The sequence below is a fragment of the Pseudomonas sp. FFPRI_1 genome (assembly GCF_055384485.1).
In genome coordinates this window covers 961,237-976,992 of record NZ_AP029168.1, presented here as the reverse complement: position 1 = coordinate 976,992, position 15,756 = coordinate 961,237, and the positions used below count along the sequence as shown (strand labels likewise).

15 protein-coding genes are annotated in these 15,756 nt (G+C 62.7%); 5 read left to right on the top strand and 10 right to left on the bottom strand.

Features of this window, described 5'->3' with window-relative positions:
* Positions 1 to 274 precede the first annotated feature (274 nt).
* The 8 genes from ACZ5BO_RS04305 to amaB all read right to left on the bottom strand — a co-directional run bounded on the left by ACZ5BO_RS04305 (position 275) and on the right by amaB (position 10,225).
* Entirely contained in the window at positions 275 to 1,042 is a 768-nt protein-coding gene (locus tag ACZ5BO_RS04305; protein WP_025130500.1) for an SDR family oxidoreductase, read from the bottom strand.
* Between the two features lie 838 nt (positions 1,043 to 1,880).
* Positions 1,881 to 2,597: an ABC transporter ATP-binding protein gene (locus ACZ5BO_RS04300; RefSeq protein ID WP_025130499.1), complete on the bottom strand. Its 717-nt coding sequence runs from the start codon at positions 2,595 to 2,597 to the stop codon at positions 1,881 to 1,883.
* The gene (locus ACZ5BO_RS04295) at positions 2,594 to 3,466 is read right to left on the bottom strand and encodes an ATP-binding cassette domain-containing protein (protein ID WP_025130498.1); all 873 of its coding nucleotides are present in this window, start codon (positions 3,464 to 3,466) and stop codon (positions 2,594 to 2,596) included. The genes ACZ5BO_RS04300 and ACZ5BO_RS04295 overlap by 4 nt, the downstream gene beginning before the upstream one ends.
* The gene (gene livM, locus ACZ5BO_RS04290; protein ID WP_025130497.1) at positions 3,463 to 4,758 is read right to left on the bottom strand and encodes a high-affinity branched-chain amino acid ABC transporter permease LivM; all 1,296 of its coding nucleotides are present in this window, start codon (positions 4,756 to 4,758) and stop codon (positions 3,463 to 3,465) included. The genes ACZ5BO_RS04295 and livM overlap by 4 nt, the downstream gene beginning before the upstream one ends.
* Before the next feature lie 2 nt (positions 4,759 to 4,760).
* The gene (locus tag ACZ5BO_RS04285; RefSeq protein WP_025130496.1) at positions 4,761 to 5,675 is read right to left on the bottom strand and encodes an ABC transporter permease subunit; all 915 of its coding nucleotides are present in this window, start codon (positions 5,673 to 5,675) and stop codon (positions 4,761 to 4,763) included.
* 161 nt (positions 5,676 to 5,836) lie between these two features.
* The gene (locus ACZ5BO_RS04280; RefSeq protein WP_025130495.1) at positions 5,837 to 6,973 is read right to left on the bottom strand and encodes a branched-chain amino acid ABC transporter substrate-binding protein; all 1,137 of its coding nucleotides are present in this window, start codon (positions 6,971 to 6,973) and stop codon (positions 5,837 to 5,839) included.
* 364 nt (positions 6,974 to 7,337) lie between these two features.
* A complete protein-coding gene (gene amaA / locus ACZ5BO_RS04275; protein WP_025130494.1) occupies positions 7,338 to 8,621 on the bottom strand; it encodes an L-pipecolate oxidase in 1,284 nt (427 codons plus the stop codon).
* Positions 8,622 to 8,734: 113 nt separating this feature from the next.
* Entirely contained in the window at positions 8,735 to 10,225 is a 1,491-nt protein-coding gene (gene amaB / locus ACZ5BO_RS04270; protein ID WP_464698405.1) for an L-piperidine-6-carboxylate dehydrogenase, read from the bottom strand.
* Between the two features lie 171 nt (positions 10,226 to 10,396).
* Between amaB and ACZ5BO_RS04265 the strand changes: the two genes are divergently transcribed.
* The 3 genes from ACZ5BO_RS04265 (at position 10,397) to nadE (ending at position 13,547) form a co-directional block, all read left to right on the top strand.
* On the top strand, positions 10,397 to 11,299 hold the full coding sequence (locus tag ACZ5BO_RS04265) for a LysR family transcriptional regulator (RefSeq protein WP_025130492.1): 903 nt from the start codon (positions 10,397 to 10,399) through the stop codon (positions 11,297 to 11,299).
* 202 nt (positions 11,300 to 11,501) lie between these two features.
* Positions 11,502 to 12,716 carry a nicotinate phosphoribosyltransferase gene (gene pncB, locus ACZ5BO_RS04260; RefSeq protein WP_025130491.1) on the top strand — a complete coding sequence of 405 codons (1,215 nt, stop codon included), beginning with the start codon at positions 11,502 to 11,504 and terminating at the stop codon, positions 12,714 to 12,716.
* Positions 12,717 to 12,719: 3 nt separating this feature from the next.
* Positions 12,720 to 13,547, top strand: coding sequence for an ammonia-dependent NAD(+) synthetase (nadE, locus tag ACZ5BO_RS04255; RefSeq protein WP_464698402.1), 828 nt, complete (start codon positions 12,720 to 12,722; stop codon positions 13,545 to 13,547).
* A gap of 152 nt (positions 13,548 to 13,699) precedes the next feature.
* On the opposite strand, the gene azu is transcribed toward nadE, so the two are convergent.
* Entirely contained in the window at positions 13,700 to 14,146 is a 447-nt protein-coding gene (gene azu, locus ACZ5BO_RS04250) for an azurin (protein ID WP_025130489.1), read from the bottom strand.
* A 341-nt stretch (positions 14,147 to 14,487) separates the two neighbouring features.
* Between azu and ACZ5BO_RS04245 the strand changes: the two genes are divergently transcribed.
* Both ACZ5BO_RS04245 and ACZ5BO_RS04240 read left to right on the top strand, forming a co-directional pair.
* Positions 14,488 to 15,075 (top strand): LOG family protein, encoded by a 588-nt coding sequence (locus ACZ5BO_RS04245; protein WP_025130488.1) that lies wholly within the window; start codon positions 14,488 to 14,490, stop codon positions 15,073 to 15,075.
* 68 nt (positions 15,076 to 15,143) lie between these two features.
* The gene (locus ACZ5BO_RS04240; protein ID WP_177330302.1) at positions 15,144 to 15,320 is read left to right on the top strand and encodes a hypothetical protein; all 177 of its coding nucleotides are present in this window, start codon (positions 15,144 to 15,146) and stop codon (positions 15,318 to 15,320) included.
* 19 nt (positions 15,321 to 15,339) lie between these two features.
* Here the strand turns inward: ACZ5BO_RS04240 and ACZ5BO_RS04235 are convergent, their stop codons facing one another.
* Entirely contained in the window at positions 15,340 to 15,720 is a 381-nt protein-coding gene (locus ACZ5BO_RS04235; protein ID WP_025130487.1) for an NUDIX hydrolase, read from the bottom strand.
* Positions 15,721 to 15,756 lie beyond the last annotated feature (36 nt).

Here is a 15,756-nt window from a genome sequence, read left to right as displayed (position 1 = left end):
ACAGCGAAATTTCGGGCCGGAATTCTACCCTGCCAAGGCTGAGCGTAAGCTGAAACGAATCAGCTTATTTATTTCCGAGTACAACCAACTGTAGCGCCTGCCGCCAAGCCTGCTTCCCGATTGCCTTGCAATCCGCAGTGGATGGCAAGCCGTCGCCACCGGGCCGGAGCTTCGTGGCGCCGGTCCGGCGAGAGCGCCTTTTGGCCCCGGGCAACACTCGGCGCCAGCGCCCGGCCGCGCGGATCCCGCCGGGGCTGCAGGCGTCGCGCAAGCTTCAGGGCTTGGCGTTGCGCTCGATGGCGAACCCGGCCCAGGTCTGGCTGACTGGCATCAGTTCAAGGCGGTTGATGTTGATATGGGCTGGAGTGTTCATGACCCAGAAGATGGTCTCGGCGATGTCCTGGGGCTGGATAGGTTCGGCACCGGCGTAGGTGGCGTCGTAGCGCGCCTGGTCGCCGGCAAAGCGCACCAGGGAGAATTCGCTTTCACACAGGCCCGGCTCGATGTTGGTCACCCGCACGCCCGTGCCCTGCAGGTCGCAGCGCAGGTTCAGGGAGAACTGTTTGACGAAGGCCTTGCTCGCGCCATAGATGTGGCTGCCCGGGTATGGGTAGTTGCCGGCGATGGAACCGAGGTTGACGATCCCGGCACCGCGGCCGTGGGCGATCAGCCGTGGCAGCAGCAGGCGGGTGCTGTACATCAGGCCCTTGATGTTGGTGTCGACCATGGTGTCCCAGTCATCCAGATCGCACTTGGGCGCCGGGTCGACGCCCAGGGCCAGGCCGGCATTGTTGATCAGGCCACGCAGTGTGCCGAAGGACGGCGGCAGGTTGGCGATTGCCGCCTCCATGGCCTTGCGGTCCCGCACATCGAGCACCAGGCCGTGCACTTCGGTCTGCTTGGACAGCTCCGCGCACAGGGCATTGAGACGCTCCTCACGACGACCGGTAAGCACCAGCGACCAGCCGGCCTCGGCAAAACGACGAGCGCAGGCTTCGCCGAAACCGGAGGTCGCGCCCGTGATGAACAGTGTGGAAGTCATGGTGTTCTCCTTGCTGGATGGCCAGCCGCCGAATCAATAAAAAACGCTTCGCAGCATGCCCGGGCCGGCTCTTAGCGGCAACCGCGCCTTTGGCCGTAAAGCGTCGCGAATCCCCCTCGCACCCGCTGCCGGGCTGTACAAAAAACGCTCACCAGGCGCAAAGCCACGCATGACGTGGTCCGCAGCCATATGCGCGCACCTTATCCACAGGCCGGTCCACAGTCTTTGGGGGCAAGTGCAAACGGCTGCAAGCCGCTATCCACAGGGCTTGCGCTGGTTCAACGGAAGTTTTTTGCTTGACCCCGACCGTGGGTCCATGCAGCCACCCCGGTAAAAGATGACCGAGCGGTCAAGGACGATAAGGCCAGAGGCCAGTAACTACGCTGCTCAGGGCCGTCTTTCCAGAGTTTAACCACAGAGTTATCCACAGCCTTGTCCCAGCCCTTTTTCGGGTACGCCTGCGACAATAAAAAGGTTGACAAGCGCACCTTGAGCGTCCACAAAAACCGCTGTTCAAAAAACAATCAATCGCCTGCAGGCCACGTGGATCAAGGCGTCCAGCCAGCTACTCCCACGTTACCCACAGCCCGCTCCACAGCAAACGGGGACAAGTCAAAACAGTGGAAAAACAACTGTTTGCAGCGTCTTTATGCCGCGTTTTGATAGCTTGCAAAGAATGTTTTCCACAATTGTCCGACGCCCTCCAGGGCTCCTCGACCGCCCCCGGGGAATAAACGGTGGATCGCGGGGGGCGGCTTGCGAAAAAACCATGCTGTGGATAACACCAACGCCCCGGCGGTCATCCCGCCGGGGCGTGGCTTATCCACAACGATTGCGATCAGTGGCCGCCCAGGTAGGCGTTGCGCACCTCCTCGTTGACCAGCAGCTCCTGCCCGGTACCGCTGAGGCGGATCTCGCCGTTGACCATCACATAGGCCCGGTCCGACAGCTTCAGTGCATGGTTGGCGTTCTGCTCCACCAGGAAGATGGTCATGCCGGAGGCCGCCAGCTCACGCAGGGTGGCGAAGATCTGTTTCACCACGATCGGCGCCAGGCCCAGGCTCGGTTCGTCCAGCAGCAGCAACTTGGGCCGGCTCATCAGCGCCCGGGCAATGGCCAGCATCTGCTGCTCGCCGCCGGACATGGTCATGGCCCGCTGGGTACGCCGCTCCTTGAGCCTGGGGAACAGCTCGAACATGCGCTGCATGTCCTCGCTGGCGTACTGGTCGCCAATGGGGATGGTGCCCATCAGCAGGTTCTCTTCCACTGTCATGTCGGGGAACACCCGGCGCCCCTCCGGGGACTGGGCGATCCCGTTGGAGGCAATGTAGTGGGACGACTTGTGGGTGATGTCCACGCCGCGGTAGAGGATCTGCCCGGACTCGGCCCGGGGCTGGCCGAAGATCGACATCAGCAGGGTCGACTTGCCGGCACCGTTGGAGCCGATCAGGCTCACGGTTTCCCCTTCGTTGATGTGCAGCGAGACTTTCTTCAGGGCCTGGATCGGTCCGTAGTACACATCCAGGTCCTTGAGTTCGAGGATGGTCTGCGTCATACCAGTTCCTCTTCGTCCGCACCCAGGTAGGCGGCGATCACTTTCGGGTCGTTGCGGATTGCCTCGGGGCCGCCTTCGGCGATCACGTTGCCGTGGTCGAGCACCACGATATGGTCGGAAATACTCATCACCATGCCCATGTCATGTTCAATCAGCACCACGGTCAGATCGTGCTCGTCGCGCAGCAGCCGGATCATCGCGCTCAGCGCTTCGGTTTCCTGGGGGTTGAGGCCGGCAGCCGGTTCGTCGAGGCAGATGATCTGCGGCCGCGTGCACATGGCCCGGGCAATTTCCAGGCGCCGTTGCTGGCCATAGGAAAGCTCGCCCGCCAGGCGGTTGGCGCAGTCCACCAGGTCCACCACTTCCAGCCAGTAGAAGGCGTGATCCAGGGCATCGCTTTCGGCCTTGCGGTAACCCTTGGTATTGAGGATGCCGGCCAGCAGGTTGCGGTTGACCCACATGTGCTGGGCCACCAGCAGGTTCTCCACCACGGACATTTCCTTGAACAGGCGAATGTTCTGGAAAGTCCGCGCCAGCCCGGCACGGTTCACCAGGTGGGTACCGCCGAACATCTTGTAGTACAGGCGGCTGGCGAAGCTTTTCGGCGAGACGAAGTCGCTGGCGCGAAAGGGTTCGCCCAGCAGCTTGATGACGTTGGTCTGCTGGCCGCGGGTATTGAGCTCGATGCGCCCGCCGGAGGCCTTGTAGAAACCGGTCAGGCAGTTGAACACCGTGGTCTTGCCGGCCCCGTTGGGGCCGATCAGGGCGAAGATCGAGTTGCGCTTGACCTTGAGGCTGACGTCACTGAGGGCCTTGATGCCACCGAAGTGCATCATCAGGTTTTCAACCGAGAGAATGTATTCGCTCATGACGCGCTCCTCTCGGCCAGGGCACCTTTGCGTGGAGTGACACCGGTGCGGCTGATGCGGATCAGCCCTCGCGGTCGCCAGATCATCATCAACACCATCAGCACGCCGAACAGCAGCACCCGGTACTCGGAGAAGCTGCGCAGCAGCTCCGGCGCCACCGTCAGCACGAAGGCCGCGATCACCACCCCGACCGTCGATCCCATACCGCCCAATACCACGATGGCGAGGATCAGTGCCGACTCGAAGAAGGTGAAGGACGACGGGTTGACGAAGCCCTGGTAGCTGGCGAAGAACACCCCGGCCAGCCCGGCGGTGGAGGCGCCGATGGTGAAGGCCGAGAGTTTCACCAGCACATGGTTCAGGCCCATGGCGCGACAGGCGATCTCGTCTTCACGCAAAGCTTCCCAGGCCCGGCCCACCGGCATGCGGGTCAGCCGGTGCTTGATGTAGAGCACCAGCAACACCACCAGGAACAGCACGATGTAGATGAACAGGAATTTCAGGTTGGGGTTGTAGTCCATGCCGAAGAACTCATGGAAGGGCACCCCGCCGTCCTTGGCCTTGCGGCCGAACTCCAGGCCGAAGAAGGTCGGCGACGGCACCGGCATGCCGTTGGGCCCGCCGGTGAAGGACAGCCAGTTGTTGAGCACCAGGCGAATGATCTCGCCGAAACCCAGGGTCACGATGGCCAGGTAGTCGCCATGCATGCGCAGCACCGGGAAGCCCAATATGCACCCCGCCAAGGCTGCGGCGATCGCCGCCAGGGGCAGCACGCTCCAGAAGCCCAGCCCCAGGTACTGGTAGCCCAGGGCCAGGCCATAGGCGCCGATGGCGTAGAACGCCACGTAACCCAGGTCCAGCAGCCCGGCCAGACCCACCACAATGTTCAGCCCCAGGCCCAGCAGCACGTAGATCAGGCCGAGGATCACCACGGTCAGCAAGTACTTGTTGGCGAAGAACGGAAACACGATGGCGATCACGATCAGCGCCGGGATGATCCAGCGCAGCCGCGACTTGTAATCCGGCTTGAGCACATGCACACCGGAGCCGGTGCTTTCGAAGCCCTGGAGAATCTTCAGGCCCTTGGGGGTCTGCAGGAACAGGCTCAGGGCGAAGCGCCCCAGCATCACGATCGCCACCAGCCAGCCGACGCGCGCCGGTTGCAGGTTGAAGCTGTAGCCGTCGAGCACCACACCCACGATAGGCCCGAACACGATCAGCGAGATCAGTCCGGCCAGGACGCTGTCGACAACGCTCTTTTTGATATCAATCGATTTATTGGCAGCAGACATACTTATACCTTCGCCACGAGTGGGCGACCCAGCAGGCCTTGGGGACGGAAAATCAGAATCAGCACCAGCAGCGAGAAACTGAACACGTCTTTGTAGTCGGAGTTGATCAAGCCGGAAAACAGCGATTCGGAGATGCCGAGGATGATCCCCCCGAGCATCGCCCCGGGCAGCGAGCCAATGCCGCCGAGCACCGCGGCAGTGAACGCCTTGATGCCGATGACGAAGCCGGCATAGAAGTCGAAGGTGCCGTAGTTCATGGTGATCAGCACGCCGGCCAGGGCCGCCATGGCGGCACCGATGACGAACACGTAGGAAATCACCCGGTCGGTGTTGATCCCGAGGATCGAGGCCATCTTGCGGTCTTGCTGGGTGGCCCGGCACATGCGCCCGAGCTTGGTGTACTTGATGATGTAGGTGAGCAGCGCCATGCCGGCGAACGCCGCCACCAGGATGAAGATCTTGGTGTAGGTGAGCTGCACGAAGCCGGTGCCGATATCGACCTTCAAGGCCCCGGCCAGCAAGGTAGGCACCCCTTGCTGCTTGGCGCCCTGGCTGATCTGCGCGTAGTTCTGCAGGATCAGCGAAATACCGATGGCACTGATCAGCGGTGCCAGCCGGGTGGAGTTGCGCAGGGGCTTGTAGGCCACGCGCTCGATGACCCAGCCATAGATCCCCGTCACCACCACGGTGAAGATCAGGGTGCCGAGAATGAGTAGCGGGAAGGATTCGATGCCGAAGTAGGCCAGCAGAGCCAGACTGATTGCCGCGAGGTAGGCGGAAATCATGTAAACCTCGCCGTGGGCGAAGTTGATCATGCCGATGATGCCATAGACCATTGTGTAGCCGATGGCGATCAGACCATAGACGGACCCGAGGGTCAGTCCATTGATCAGTTGCTGCAGGAAAATACCATCCATAACGCAATCTCACGGACTTGAGAGACGGCACAGGGCGTCAACGCCGGACAGGGATCACCCGTCCGCGCAACACGTCCGTTGTGCAGCTCTACGAAAAAAGGCAAGTACTGCACGAGCACGGGCCGACACCAGGGGGTGGTGCCGACCCGGACGGACTCATGTCACTTCTGTTTTTCCAGCTGGTGGTACTTGCCGTCCTTGTCCCACTGGTAGACCACGTAGTCGGAGATCTTCAGGTCGCCCTTGGCGTCCCAGGACTTCTCGCCCATCACGGTTTTCACCGGGTTGGCCTTGAGCCACTTGGCGGCGTCTTCGCCCTTGTTGGATTTGGCACCGCCGAAGCCGGCGGCCAGGGCCTGGATCGAAGCGTAGGCGTACAGGGTGTAGCCTTCAGGCTCGGTGCCGGCCTTGCGGAACGCATCCACCACCGCCTTGCTGTCCGGCAGCAGGCGCGGGTCGGCGCCGAAGGTCATGTATACGCCGTCGACGTACTGCGGGCCACCGGCGGTGGTCACCAGCTCGTCGGTGACGATGCCGTCGTCGGACATGAACTTGACGTCCTTCAGGCCCTGCTCACGCAGTTGGCGCACCAGCGGGCCGGCTTCCGGATGCAAGCCGCCGAAATACACCACATCGGCTCCGGCGGCGCGGATCTTGGTCACCACGGCGCTGAAGTCCTTCTCGCCACGGGTCAGGCCTTCATACAGCACCGGGGTCACACCGCGCTTGGTCAGCTGCGCCTTGGTCGCATCCGCCAAGCCTTGGCCGTAGGTGTCCTTGTCGTGCAGCACCGCGACTTTCTTGCCCTTGAGCACGTCGACGATGTAGTCGCCGGCGACGATGCCCTGCTGGTCGTCACGCCCGCACATGCGGAACATCGCGGAGAGGCCGCGCTCGGTGACCTGGGGGTTGGTGGAGCCCGGAGTGATGGCAATCACCCCGGCATCGCTGTACACCTCGGAAGCCGGAATGGTCGAAGAAGAACAGAAATGCCCGACCACCCCGGCCACCTTGTCCTGGTCCACCAGGCGGTTGGCCACGGCCACGGCCTGTTTCGGCTCGCAGGCGTCGTCGCCTTTCACCAGGACAATCTTCTCGCCGTTGACCCCACCCTTGGCATTGATCTCGTCAGCCGCTGCCTGTGCACCCTTCATGTACTGCTCGCCAAATGCCGCGTTGGCGCCTGTCATGGGACCCGCTACGCCGATCTTCAGGTCGGCTTGAGCAAACGCAGAAACACCCAGCGCAGTTGCCACTGCGAGGGCCAGAAAGCCTTTCTTGTAAAACGTCTGGGACATGAGGTGGTGCTCCAAGGTTTTTTTAGTTGGCACTGCGACTTCACTAAGGTTGCTCAGAGCAAGCGCCGTGCCAGTGGTTTTTTATTCTGAAAAAAGTCGCTGTCTTATTGTTATTTCGACTGTTTCGAGCCCTTTTTTATTGGGCGTGCAACCGTCTAAACCGCGGAAGGTAAAACCCTGCTTTTTAATGGGCGCAACCCATGCGTGCCATCATTGCAACCGCGACACAATTCAACGTGCAACCCTGCTGTAACAGCCCGCGTCACCGAACTGCACACTGCTGGTGCGGGACTGCTACGAGCCGCACCATTACAGGCTAGTCGCTGCATCGAAAAGCGTCGTCGGCAGCCTATTATTTCCTTGTTCAGATCACGATTCGCAGGCACTGGCCCGCGTGGTAGAGGGAGAAGCCGGCTTCGTACAGGCAACTGCGCAAGCCCACGCCGGCCAGGGGCTGCATGGCTGCGAAGGGGATCGGCAGGGCCTGGGGGTCGCCGTTGCACAGGTAGTCGGCGAAGGCCTTGCCGACCACGGTTCCGGTGGTCACCCCACGGCCGTTGTAACCGGTCACGGCCACCAGGCCCGGGGCCGGCTCGAACAGGCGCATCAGGTGGTCGGGGGTGAAGGCGATGCAGCCGGTCCAGGTGCATTCCCACTGCACCGGCTTGAGGTAGGGGAAGTAATGCTGCTGCACCCGATCGGCCCAGGCCTTGAGGAACCACATGGGCTTCTGGCGGCCGTTGCCCAGGCTGCCCAGCAGCAGGCGGCCCTCGGCATCCCGGCGAATGCTGCTGAGCACCTGGCGGGTATCCCAGGAGCCCTGGCCCCCGGGCAGGATCTGCTGCGCCGCTTCTTCGGTCAGGGGCGCGGAAGCCACCTGGTAGTAGTAGCCGGGGAAAAAGTTGCGGCGCAATTCGGTCCAGTCGCCTTCGGTGTAGGCGTTGGAGGCGATCACCACTTGTTCGGCCAGTACCGAGCCCTGCTCGGTCTGCACCGACCAGCGCTGGCCCTGGCGTTCCAGGCGGGTGACCGGGGAATGGTCGAACAGACGCCCGCCCATTTCCGTGGCGGCCCTGGCCAGGCCGCTGACGTAAGCCATGGGGTTGAGGGTCCCCGCCCGCCGGTCGAGCAGGGCCGCGGCAATCTTGCGGGTGCCGGTGGCCGCCTCGCATGCCGCGCCGGTCAGCAACTCTACGGGAGCCCCGCGACGCTTCCATTGTTCTTCACGGCTGCGCAGATCGGCCTCGCCCCGGGCATTGTGGGCCATGTGCAAGGTGCCTTCGCGGCGCAGCTGGCAATCGATGCGGTACTTGTCCACCAGGCTGAACACCAAAGCCGGCGCCGCGCCGAGCATGCGGTTGAGCTGGCTGCCCACCTGCTCGCCGAAACCGGCCTCGATCTCGTCCGGGGGGATCCACATGCCGGCGTTCACTAGCCCGACGTTGCGCCCCGAGCCGCCGTGCCCCGCGCGGTGAGCTTCGACCACACAGACCCGCTTGCCCTGCTCCAGCAAATGCACGGCGGCCGACAGCCCGGTGAAGCCGGCGCCGATGATGCACACATCCGCCGTCAGTTCGCCCTGGAGTGGCGCCTTGTCAGGCCGTTGCGGGGTGAGTGTTTCCCATAGACATTGTTCTTGTAGCGCCATTGCCAGACTCCGAAATCAACGAACCACAGACGCTGAAACGCACTGATCGCGATTCGCCAGCCAGCTGGCTCCTACAAACCGACCTGTAGGAGCCAGCTTGCTCGCGAACAACTTCAATCGAAGGTGATGCCCTGGGCCAATGGCAGCTCCCGGGAGTAGTTGACGGTGTTGGTCTGGCGCCGCATGTAGCCGCGCCAGGCATCGGAGCCGGACTCGCGACCGCCCCCGGTTTCCTTCTCGCCGCCGAAGGCGCCGCCGATCTCGGCGCCGCTCGGGCCGATGTTGACGTTGGCAATCCCGCAGTCGCTGCCCACCGCCGACATGAACTGCTCGGCTTCGCGCACATCGGTGGTGAAGATGCACGAGGACAGGCCCTGGGGCACGGCGTTGTTCAGGCGCAGGGCTTCTTCGAAGTCGCTGTAGCCAATCACATAGAGGATCGGGGCGAAGGTTTCGCTGCACACCACCTCGCTCTGCTCGGGCATTTCAACGATGGCCGGCGATACGTAGTAGGCATTGGGGAACTGGTCCTGCAGCTGGCGCTGGCCACCGAAGACCCGGCCGCCCTCGCTCAGGGCCTGCTCCAGGGCATCCTGCATGGCCTCGAAACTGTGCTTGTCGATCAGCGGGCCGATCAGGTTGCCTTCCAGCGGGTGACCGATGCGCACCTTGGAATAGGCCGTCTTGAGGCGGCTGATGATTTCCTCTTTCACCGACTCGTGGGCAATCAGGCGACGCAGGGTGGTGCAACGCTGGCCGGCGGTACCCACGGCGCTGAACAGGATGGCGCGCACCGCCATGTCCAGATCGGCGCTCGGGCCGAGGATCATGGCATTGTTGCCCCCCAATTCGAGGATGCTGCGGGCAAAGCGTGCGGCCACTTTCGGCGCCACTTCGCGGCCCATACGGGTGCTGCCGGTGGCGCTGATCAGGGCGACCCGCGGATCGTCCACCAGGGCGGCACCGGCATCACGGCCACCGATGATCACCTGGCTCAGGTACTCGGGGGCATCGCTGAAGTTCTTCAGCACACGCTCCAGCAGCGCCTGGCAGGCCAGGGCGGTGAGCGGGGTCTTCTCCGAAGGTTTCCAGATCACCGGGTTGCCGCACACCAGCGCCAGGGTGGTGTTCCAGGCCCAGACCGCCACCGGGAAGTTGAAGGCGCTGATGACCCCGACCACGCCCAGCGGATGCCAGGTTTCACGCATGTGGTGGCCCGGGCGCTCGGAAGCGATGGTCAGACCGTAGAGCTGGCGCGACAGGCCGACGGCGAAGTCGCAGATGTCGATCATCTCCTGCACTTCCCCCAGGCCTTCCTGGGTGATCTTGCCGGCTTCCCAGGACACCAGTTCCCCGAGGTCGGCCTTGTACTCGCGCAGCACTTCGCCGAACTGGCGCACCAGCTCGCCACGGCGCGGTGCCGGCACCTTGCGCCACAGGGCAAATGCATGCTCTGCGCGACTGACCTGCTGCTCCACTTCGGCAGCGCCCTGCCAGTTCACCGCGGCGATGCGGCTGCCGTCGATGGGCGAATGCACAGGCTGTGTGCCCGACTGGTACAGAGCCGGGTTCACACCCAGACGATCAAGCAATGCGGCAACCATGGGGGTCACTCCTTACAGATGAATGCGAAAAATCCCGACCGCTGCGACGGCCATCAAGGCCTGTAGTTGTAGCTGGCCCGAGACTTGCCAACAAACGACCTTTAAGCGAGATATCATTCCGTTTATTCATGCTGAGCCGGCCTCCAGCACCGATAAGAACAAGGACAAGCCATGCTGAACAAACGCTACCTGCCGTCGATCACTGCCCTGCAGTGCTTTGAAGCCGTGACCCGGCACCTGAGCTTCACCCGCGCCGCCGAGGAACTCAACCTCACCCAGAGCGCCGTGAGCAAACAGGTGGCGCAGTTGGAAGAACTGCTGCAGCACCTGCTGTTTCGCCGCGTGCGCCGGCGCCTGCAACTGACCCCGGCCGGCGACCTGTACCTGGTGGAAGTGCGCAAGATCCTCACCCAGGTGGAGATGTCCACCCATTACCTGCGCTCCTACGGCGGCGAGACCGAGGTGCTGCGGGTGTCCACGCCCTACACCTTCGGCGCGCGCTGGCTGGTGCCAAGGCTCAAGGGCTGGCGCCTGCGCCACCCGCACATCCATCTGGACTTGTGCAACGAACAGGAGCCGGACGAGCTGCTCCAGGGCCACGCCGACCTGGCGTTCTACTTCGGCCAGGGTTCGCGCCCCGGCACCGAGAGCCTGAAACTGTTCAGCGAGGAACTGGTGGCGGTGTGCGCCCCCGACAGCCTGCCTGCCGAGCCCTTGACCGATCCGCGGCAACTCACCGAGCTGGTGCTGCTGCAGAACGCCTCGCGGCCCCAGGGCTGGCACGAGTGGTTCGACCAGCAGGGCTACCAGACCGAGCACAGCTACCACGGCCCGCGCTTCGAGACCTTCTATATGTGCATCCGCGCGGCCCAGGTCGGCTGCGGCGTGGCGCTGCTGCCCCGGTTCCTGGTGGAGGAAGAGCTGGCCGAGGGCAAATTGGTGATCGCCTGGAAACACGCGATGCCCAGCCAGGACGCCTACTACCTGGCCTATCCCGAGCATTCGGCGGAGGTTCCCAAGGTCCGCGACTTCGTGCGCTGGATGCTGGAACACAACGATTCTCCCCTCCCGTAGGAGCCGGCTTGCCGGCGAACAGGCCCTTGAGCCCTGCACAAGGTTGAAGGTTGATTCGCTGGCGAGCCAGCTCCTACGGCCGGACAATCACCCACCACGAAAAAACACTGGCAAAGCGCCGGGCGTCTATGCGCCACTAGCGCCTTCACAGAAAGAGCTGAAGCCGCCGCTGTCTGTTGCGGCCAGCATGGAGATTCCCGTTATGAGCGAGAGTGTGTTTGCCGATCGCATCGTGCAGAACCTGCTCGACACCGACTTCTACAAACTGACCATGATGCAGGCGGTGCTGCACAACTATCCCAACGTGGAAGTGGAATGGGAGTTTCGTTGCCGTAACAGCGAGGACCTACGGCCCTACCTGGCCGAGATCCGCTATCAGTTCGAGCGCCTGGCGGAATTGAGCCTGAGCGCCGACCAACTGGGTTTTCTCGAACGCATCAGTTTTCTCAAGCCGGACTTCCTGCGTTTTCTCGGGTTGTTCCGCTTCAACCTGCGCTACGTGCACACCGGCATCGAGAACGGCGAGCTGTTCATCCGCCTGCGCGGCCCCTGGCTGCACGTGATCCTGTTTGAAGTGCCGATGCTGGCCATCATCAGTGAAGTGCGCAACCGCTATCGCTACCGTGAAGTGCTGCTGGTACAGGCCCGCGAACAGCTGTACCGCAAGTTCGACTGGCTGAGCGCCAACGCCAGCAGTGAAGAGTTGTCCGAACTGCAGGTGGCGGATTTCGGCACCCGCCGGCGCTTTTCCTACCGGGTCCAGGAAGAAGTGGTGAACGTGCTCAAGCACGATTTCCCCGGGCGTTTTGTCGGCACCAGCAACGTCCACCTGTCCCGCGAGCTGAACATGAAGCCCCTGGGCACCATGGCCCACGAATGGATCATGGCCCACCAGCAACTCGGGCCACGGCTGATCGACAGCCAGATTGCCGCCCTCGATTGCTGGGTCCGCGAATACCGCGGTCTGCTGGGCATCGCCCTGACCGACTGCATCACCACCGATGCCTTCCTCGGCGACTTCGACCTGTTCTTCGCCAAGCTGTTCGACGGCCTGCGCCACGACTCCGGGGACCCGATCCTCTGGGCGGAAAAGGCCATCGCCCACTATCACAAGCTGGGCATCGAGCCGATGAGCAAGACCCTGGTGTTCTCCGACAGCCTGACCCTGCCCCGTTCCCTGGAAATCTTCCGTGCACTGCGGGGTCGGATCAATGTCAGCTTCGGCATCGGCACCAACCTGACCTGTGACATTCCCGGTGTCGAGCCGATGAGCATCGTGCTTAAAATGGCTGCCTGCAATGGCCAGCCCGTCGCCAAGATCTCCGATGAAGCGGGCAAGACCCATTGCAAGGATCCGAACTTCGTCGCTTACTTGCGCCACGTTTTCCAAGTACCAGCCCAACCTGGCAAGGAGTGAATCATGCAAGCCGTACAGCGTGAGATTGCGCAGCAGCTCAAGGTCCAAGCACCTTTTTCCGACCACGCCGCCCTTGAGGCGGAAGTCGCCCGGCGCATCCGCTTCATCCAGGATTGCCTGGTCAATTCCGGGCTCAAGTCCCTGGTGCTGGGCATCAGCGGCGGCGTCGACTCGCTGACCGCCGGCCTGCTGGCCCAACGCGCCATGCGCGAACTGCGCGAGCGCAGCGGTGATGCCAGCTACCGTTTCATCGCCGTGCGCCTGCCCTATGAAACCCAATTCGACGAGCACGATGCCCAGGCTTCGGTGGATTTCATCAACCCCGATGAACGCCACACGGTGAACATCGGCCCGGCGGTCAAGGCCCTGGCCAATGAAGTGGCGGCTTTCGAGGGACAGCATGCGGTGTCCCGGGATTTCGTCCTCGGCAACACCAAGGCGCGGATGCGCATGGTCGCCCAGTACACCATCGCCGGCGCCGCCCATGGCCTGGTGATCGGCACCGACCACGCCGCCGAGGCCGTGATGGGCTTTTTCACCAAGTTCGGTGATGGCGCCTGCGACCTCGCGCCGCTGAGCGGGCTGGTGAAAAACCAGGTGCGCTCCATCGCCCGGTATTTCGGTGCTCCGGAATCTTTGGTAGAGAAGGTGCCCACCGCCGACCTCGAGGACCTCTCCCCGGGCAAGCCGGACGAAGCCTCCCACGGGGTCACCTACACCGAGATCGACGCCTTCCTGCACGGCCACCCGGTACGCGATGAGGCCTTCAGGATCATCTGCGACACCTACCGCAAGACCCAGCACAAACGCGTGATGCCCTTCGCCCCATGACCCGCCTCGCGCTGTAGGAGCCGGCTTGCCGGCGAAAAGGCAGCCTGATGCTGCACAAGGCTCAGGACCTCTTCGCGGGCAAGCCCGCTCCTACGGATGCACACAAAAAAGCGCCCCTCGGGGCGCTTTCTTGTTGCAGCCGGGCCTGATGCTTACTTCAGGACGATAGCGCCCTTCATCATCGAGTTGTGGCCTGGGAACGAGCAGAAGAACTCGTAGCTTTCGCCCGCGGTCAGCTTCGATACGTCGAAGGTCACCGAGTCTTTCTCGCCGGCACCGATGATCTTGGTGTGGGCGATGACGCGGGTGTCACCTTCCTTCAGGTAGTTCTTGTCGATGCCGGCGGCCATGCCGTCGGTGGCGATGCCAGCCATGTCTGCGGTTTTGCTCAGGACCCAGTTATGGCCCATGACGTTCTTCGGCAGGCTGCCGGAGTGGGTCAGGTTCACGGTGAAGGTCTTGCAGCTCTTGTCGATGGTGATTTCCTTAGTATTGAAGGACATCTGGTCGGTAGAGTCGACATCGACCTTGCATTCGGCAGCCATCAGTTGGCTGCTGGCCAGTGTCAACAGGGATACCGCAACGAGTTTGGCAAACATGGTGAATCTCCAAGGCAGGGTTAACAAAATCCATCTGAATCCATGGGACGGAAGACTGCCTGAATTTCTCGCAAGTTCCTATGATTTGCATCAAAAAATTGTATACAACTCTCTGCTATCGGACCGATCGAAACAATCAAGCGGCCAGCGTCCAAACCCGGCCCTAGAATCGCCCCATCATCCCTGCCGGAGCCATCGCCATGCCCCTCAACAGCCTGCTGCAGAGCCTGCTCGCCGCCTATGCCTGTGGCGCCAGTGGCACCCATGCAACTGCGGTTTAATGCTTGGAGCCACGCCTTGGAGCCTTTACCCTGATGCCATCAATGACCTCGGAGCAAGGCATGTCGTTAACTTCTGTCTGTGTATTCTGTGGCGCCAGCACCGGTGCCAATCCCGCCTACCGTGAAGCCGCCCAGGCCCTGGGCCGTGCCCTGGCCGAGCGCAAGCTGACCCTGGTCTATGGCGGTGGCGCGGTGGGCCTGATGGGCATCGTCGCCGACGCGGCCCTGGCGGCTGGCGGTGAAGTCATCGGGATCATCCCGCAAAGCCTGAAGGACAAGGAAATCGGCCACAGCGGCCTGACCCGCCTGGAAGTGGTGGACGGCATGCATGCCCGCAAGGCCCGCATGGCCGAACTCAGCGACGCCTTCATCGCCCTGCCTGGTGGCCTCGGCACCCTCGAAGAGCTGTTCGAAGTCTGGACCTGGGGCCAACTGGGCTACCACCACAAGCCCCTGGGCCTCCTGGAAGTGAACGGCTTCTATGAAAAACTCAGTGGTTTTCTCGACCATATCGTCGGCGAAGGCTTCGTCCGTGCCCCGCACCGTGACATGCTGCAAATGAGCGAGTCGCCCGCCAGCCTGCTGGCTGCCCTGGACGCCTGGCAGCCCTCTGTCCCGGACAAATGGGCCGAGCGCAAACCCAGCTAACCACCCAGGCCCGATAACAGGCAGAATACGCGCCGCTCAACCTCACCTTCGACCCCAGAGGATCGCCCATGGCCAAACCCAACTACTCCTTCGCCAAACGTCAACGCGACCTGGCCAAGGAACAGAAGAAAGAGGAAAAGCTGCAACGCAAGAAAGCCGCCGCAGAAGAAGCCGGCACACTGAGCCCGGATGCGGAAGGTGAAGTGGGCGTCGACGACGCCGAGCATCAGGCGCCCCAGGCCTGAGCAGCGCGGGGCCTGAGCATCAGCTCAGGCCCAGTGCCCTGAAAATCGAATCGCGATACCCCTGGGGCAGATTGGCCGGCAACCCGGTGGCGGCGAACAGGCCGACCTCCTTGTGCTCATGGCTGACCTTCGGCTCGAAGCCGCCCTGCAACTGGCAGCGGTAGGTTGAAATGAACACCCGCTTGCCGGGAATCACCTCGAACAGGTACGAATCCAGCGGCTCGCCCACCCTCACCTGCAGATCCAGCTCCTCGGCGATCTCCCGGGCCAGGCACTGCGGGGCACTCTCCCCCACCTCGATCCGCCCGCCCGGCAATTCCCACTCGTCACGCTCGTTGAGCATCAGCACCACCCGACCGTCCGGGGACTGCAAGACGCCCTTGATCGACACTGCAAACATCACTGCCTCCCTTGTGCCCTGCAACCTGTCGTTGCA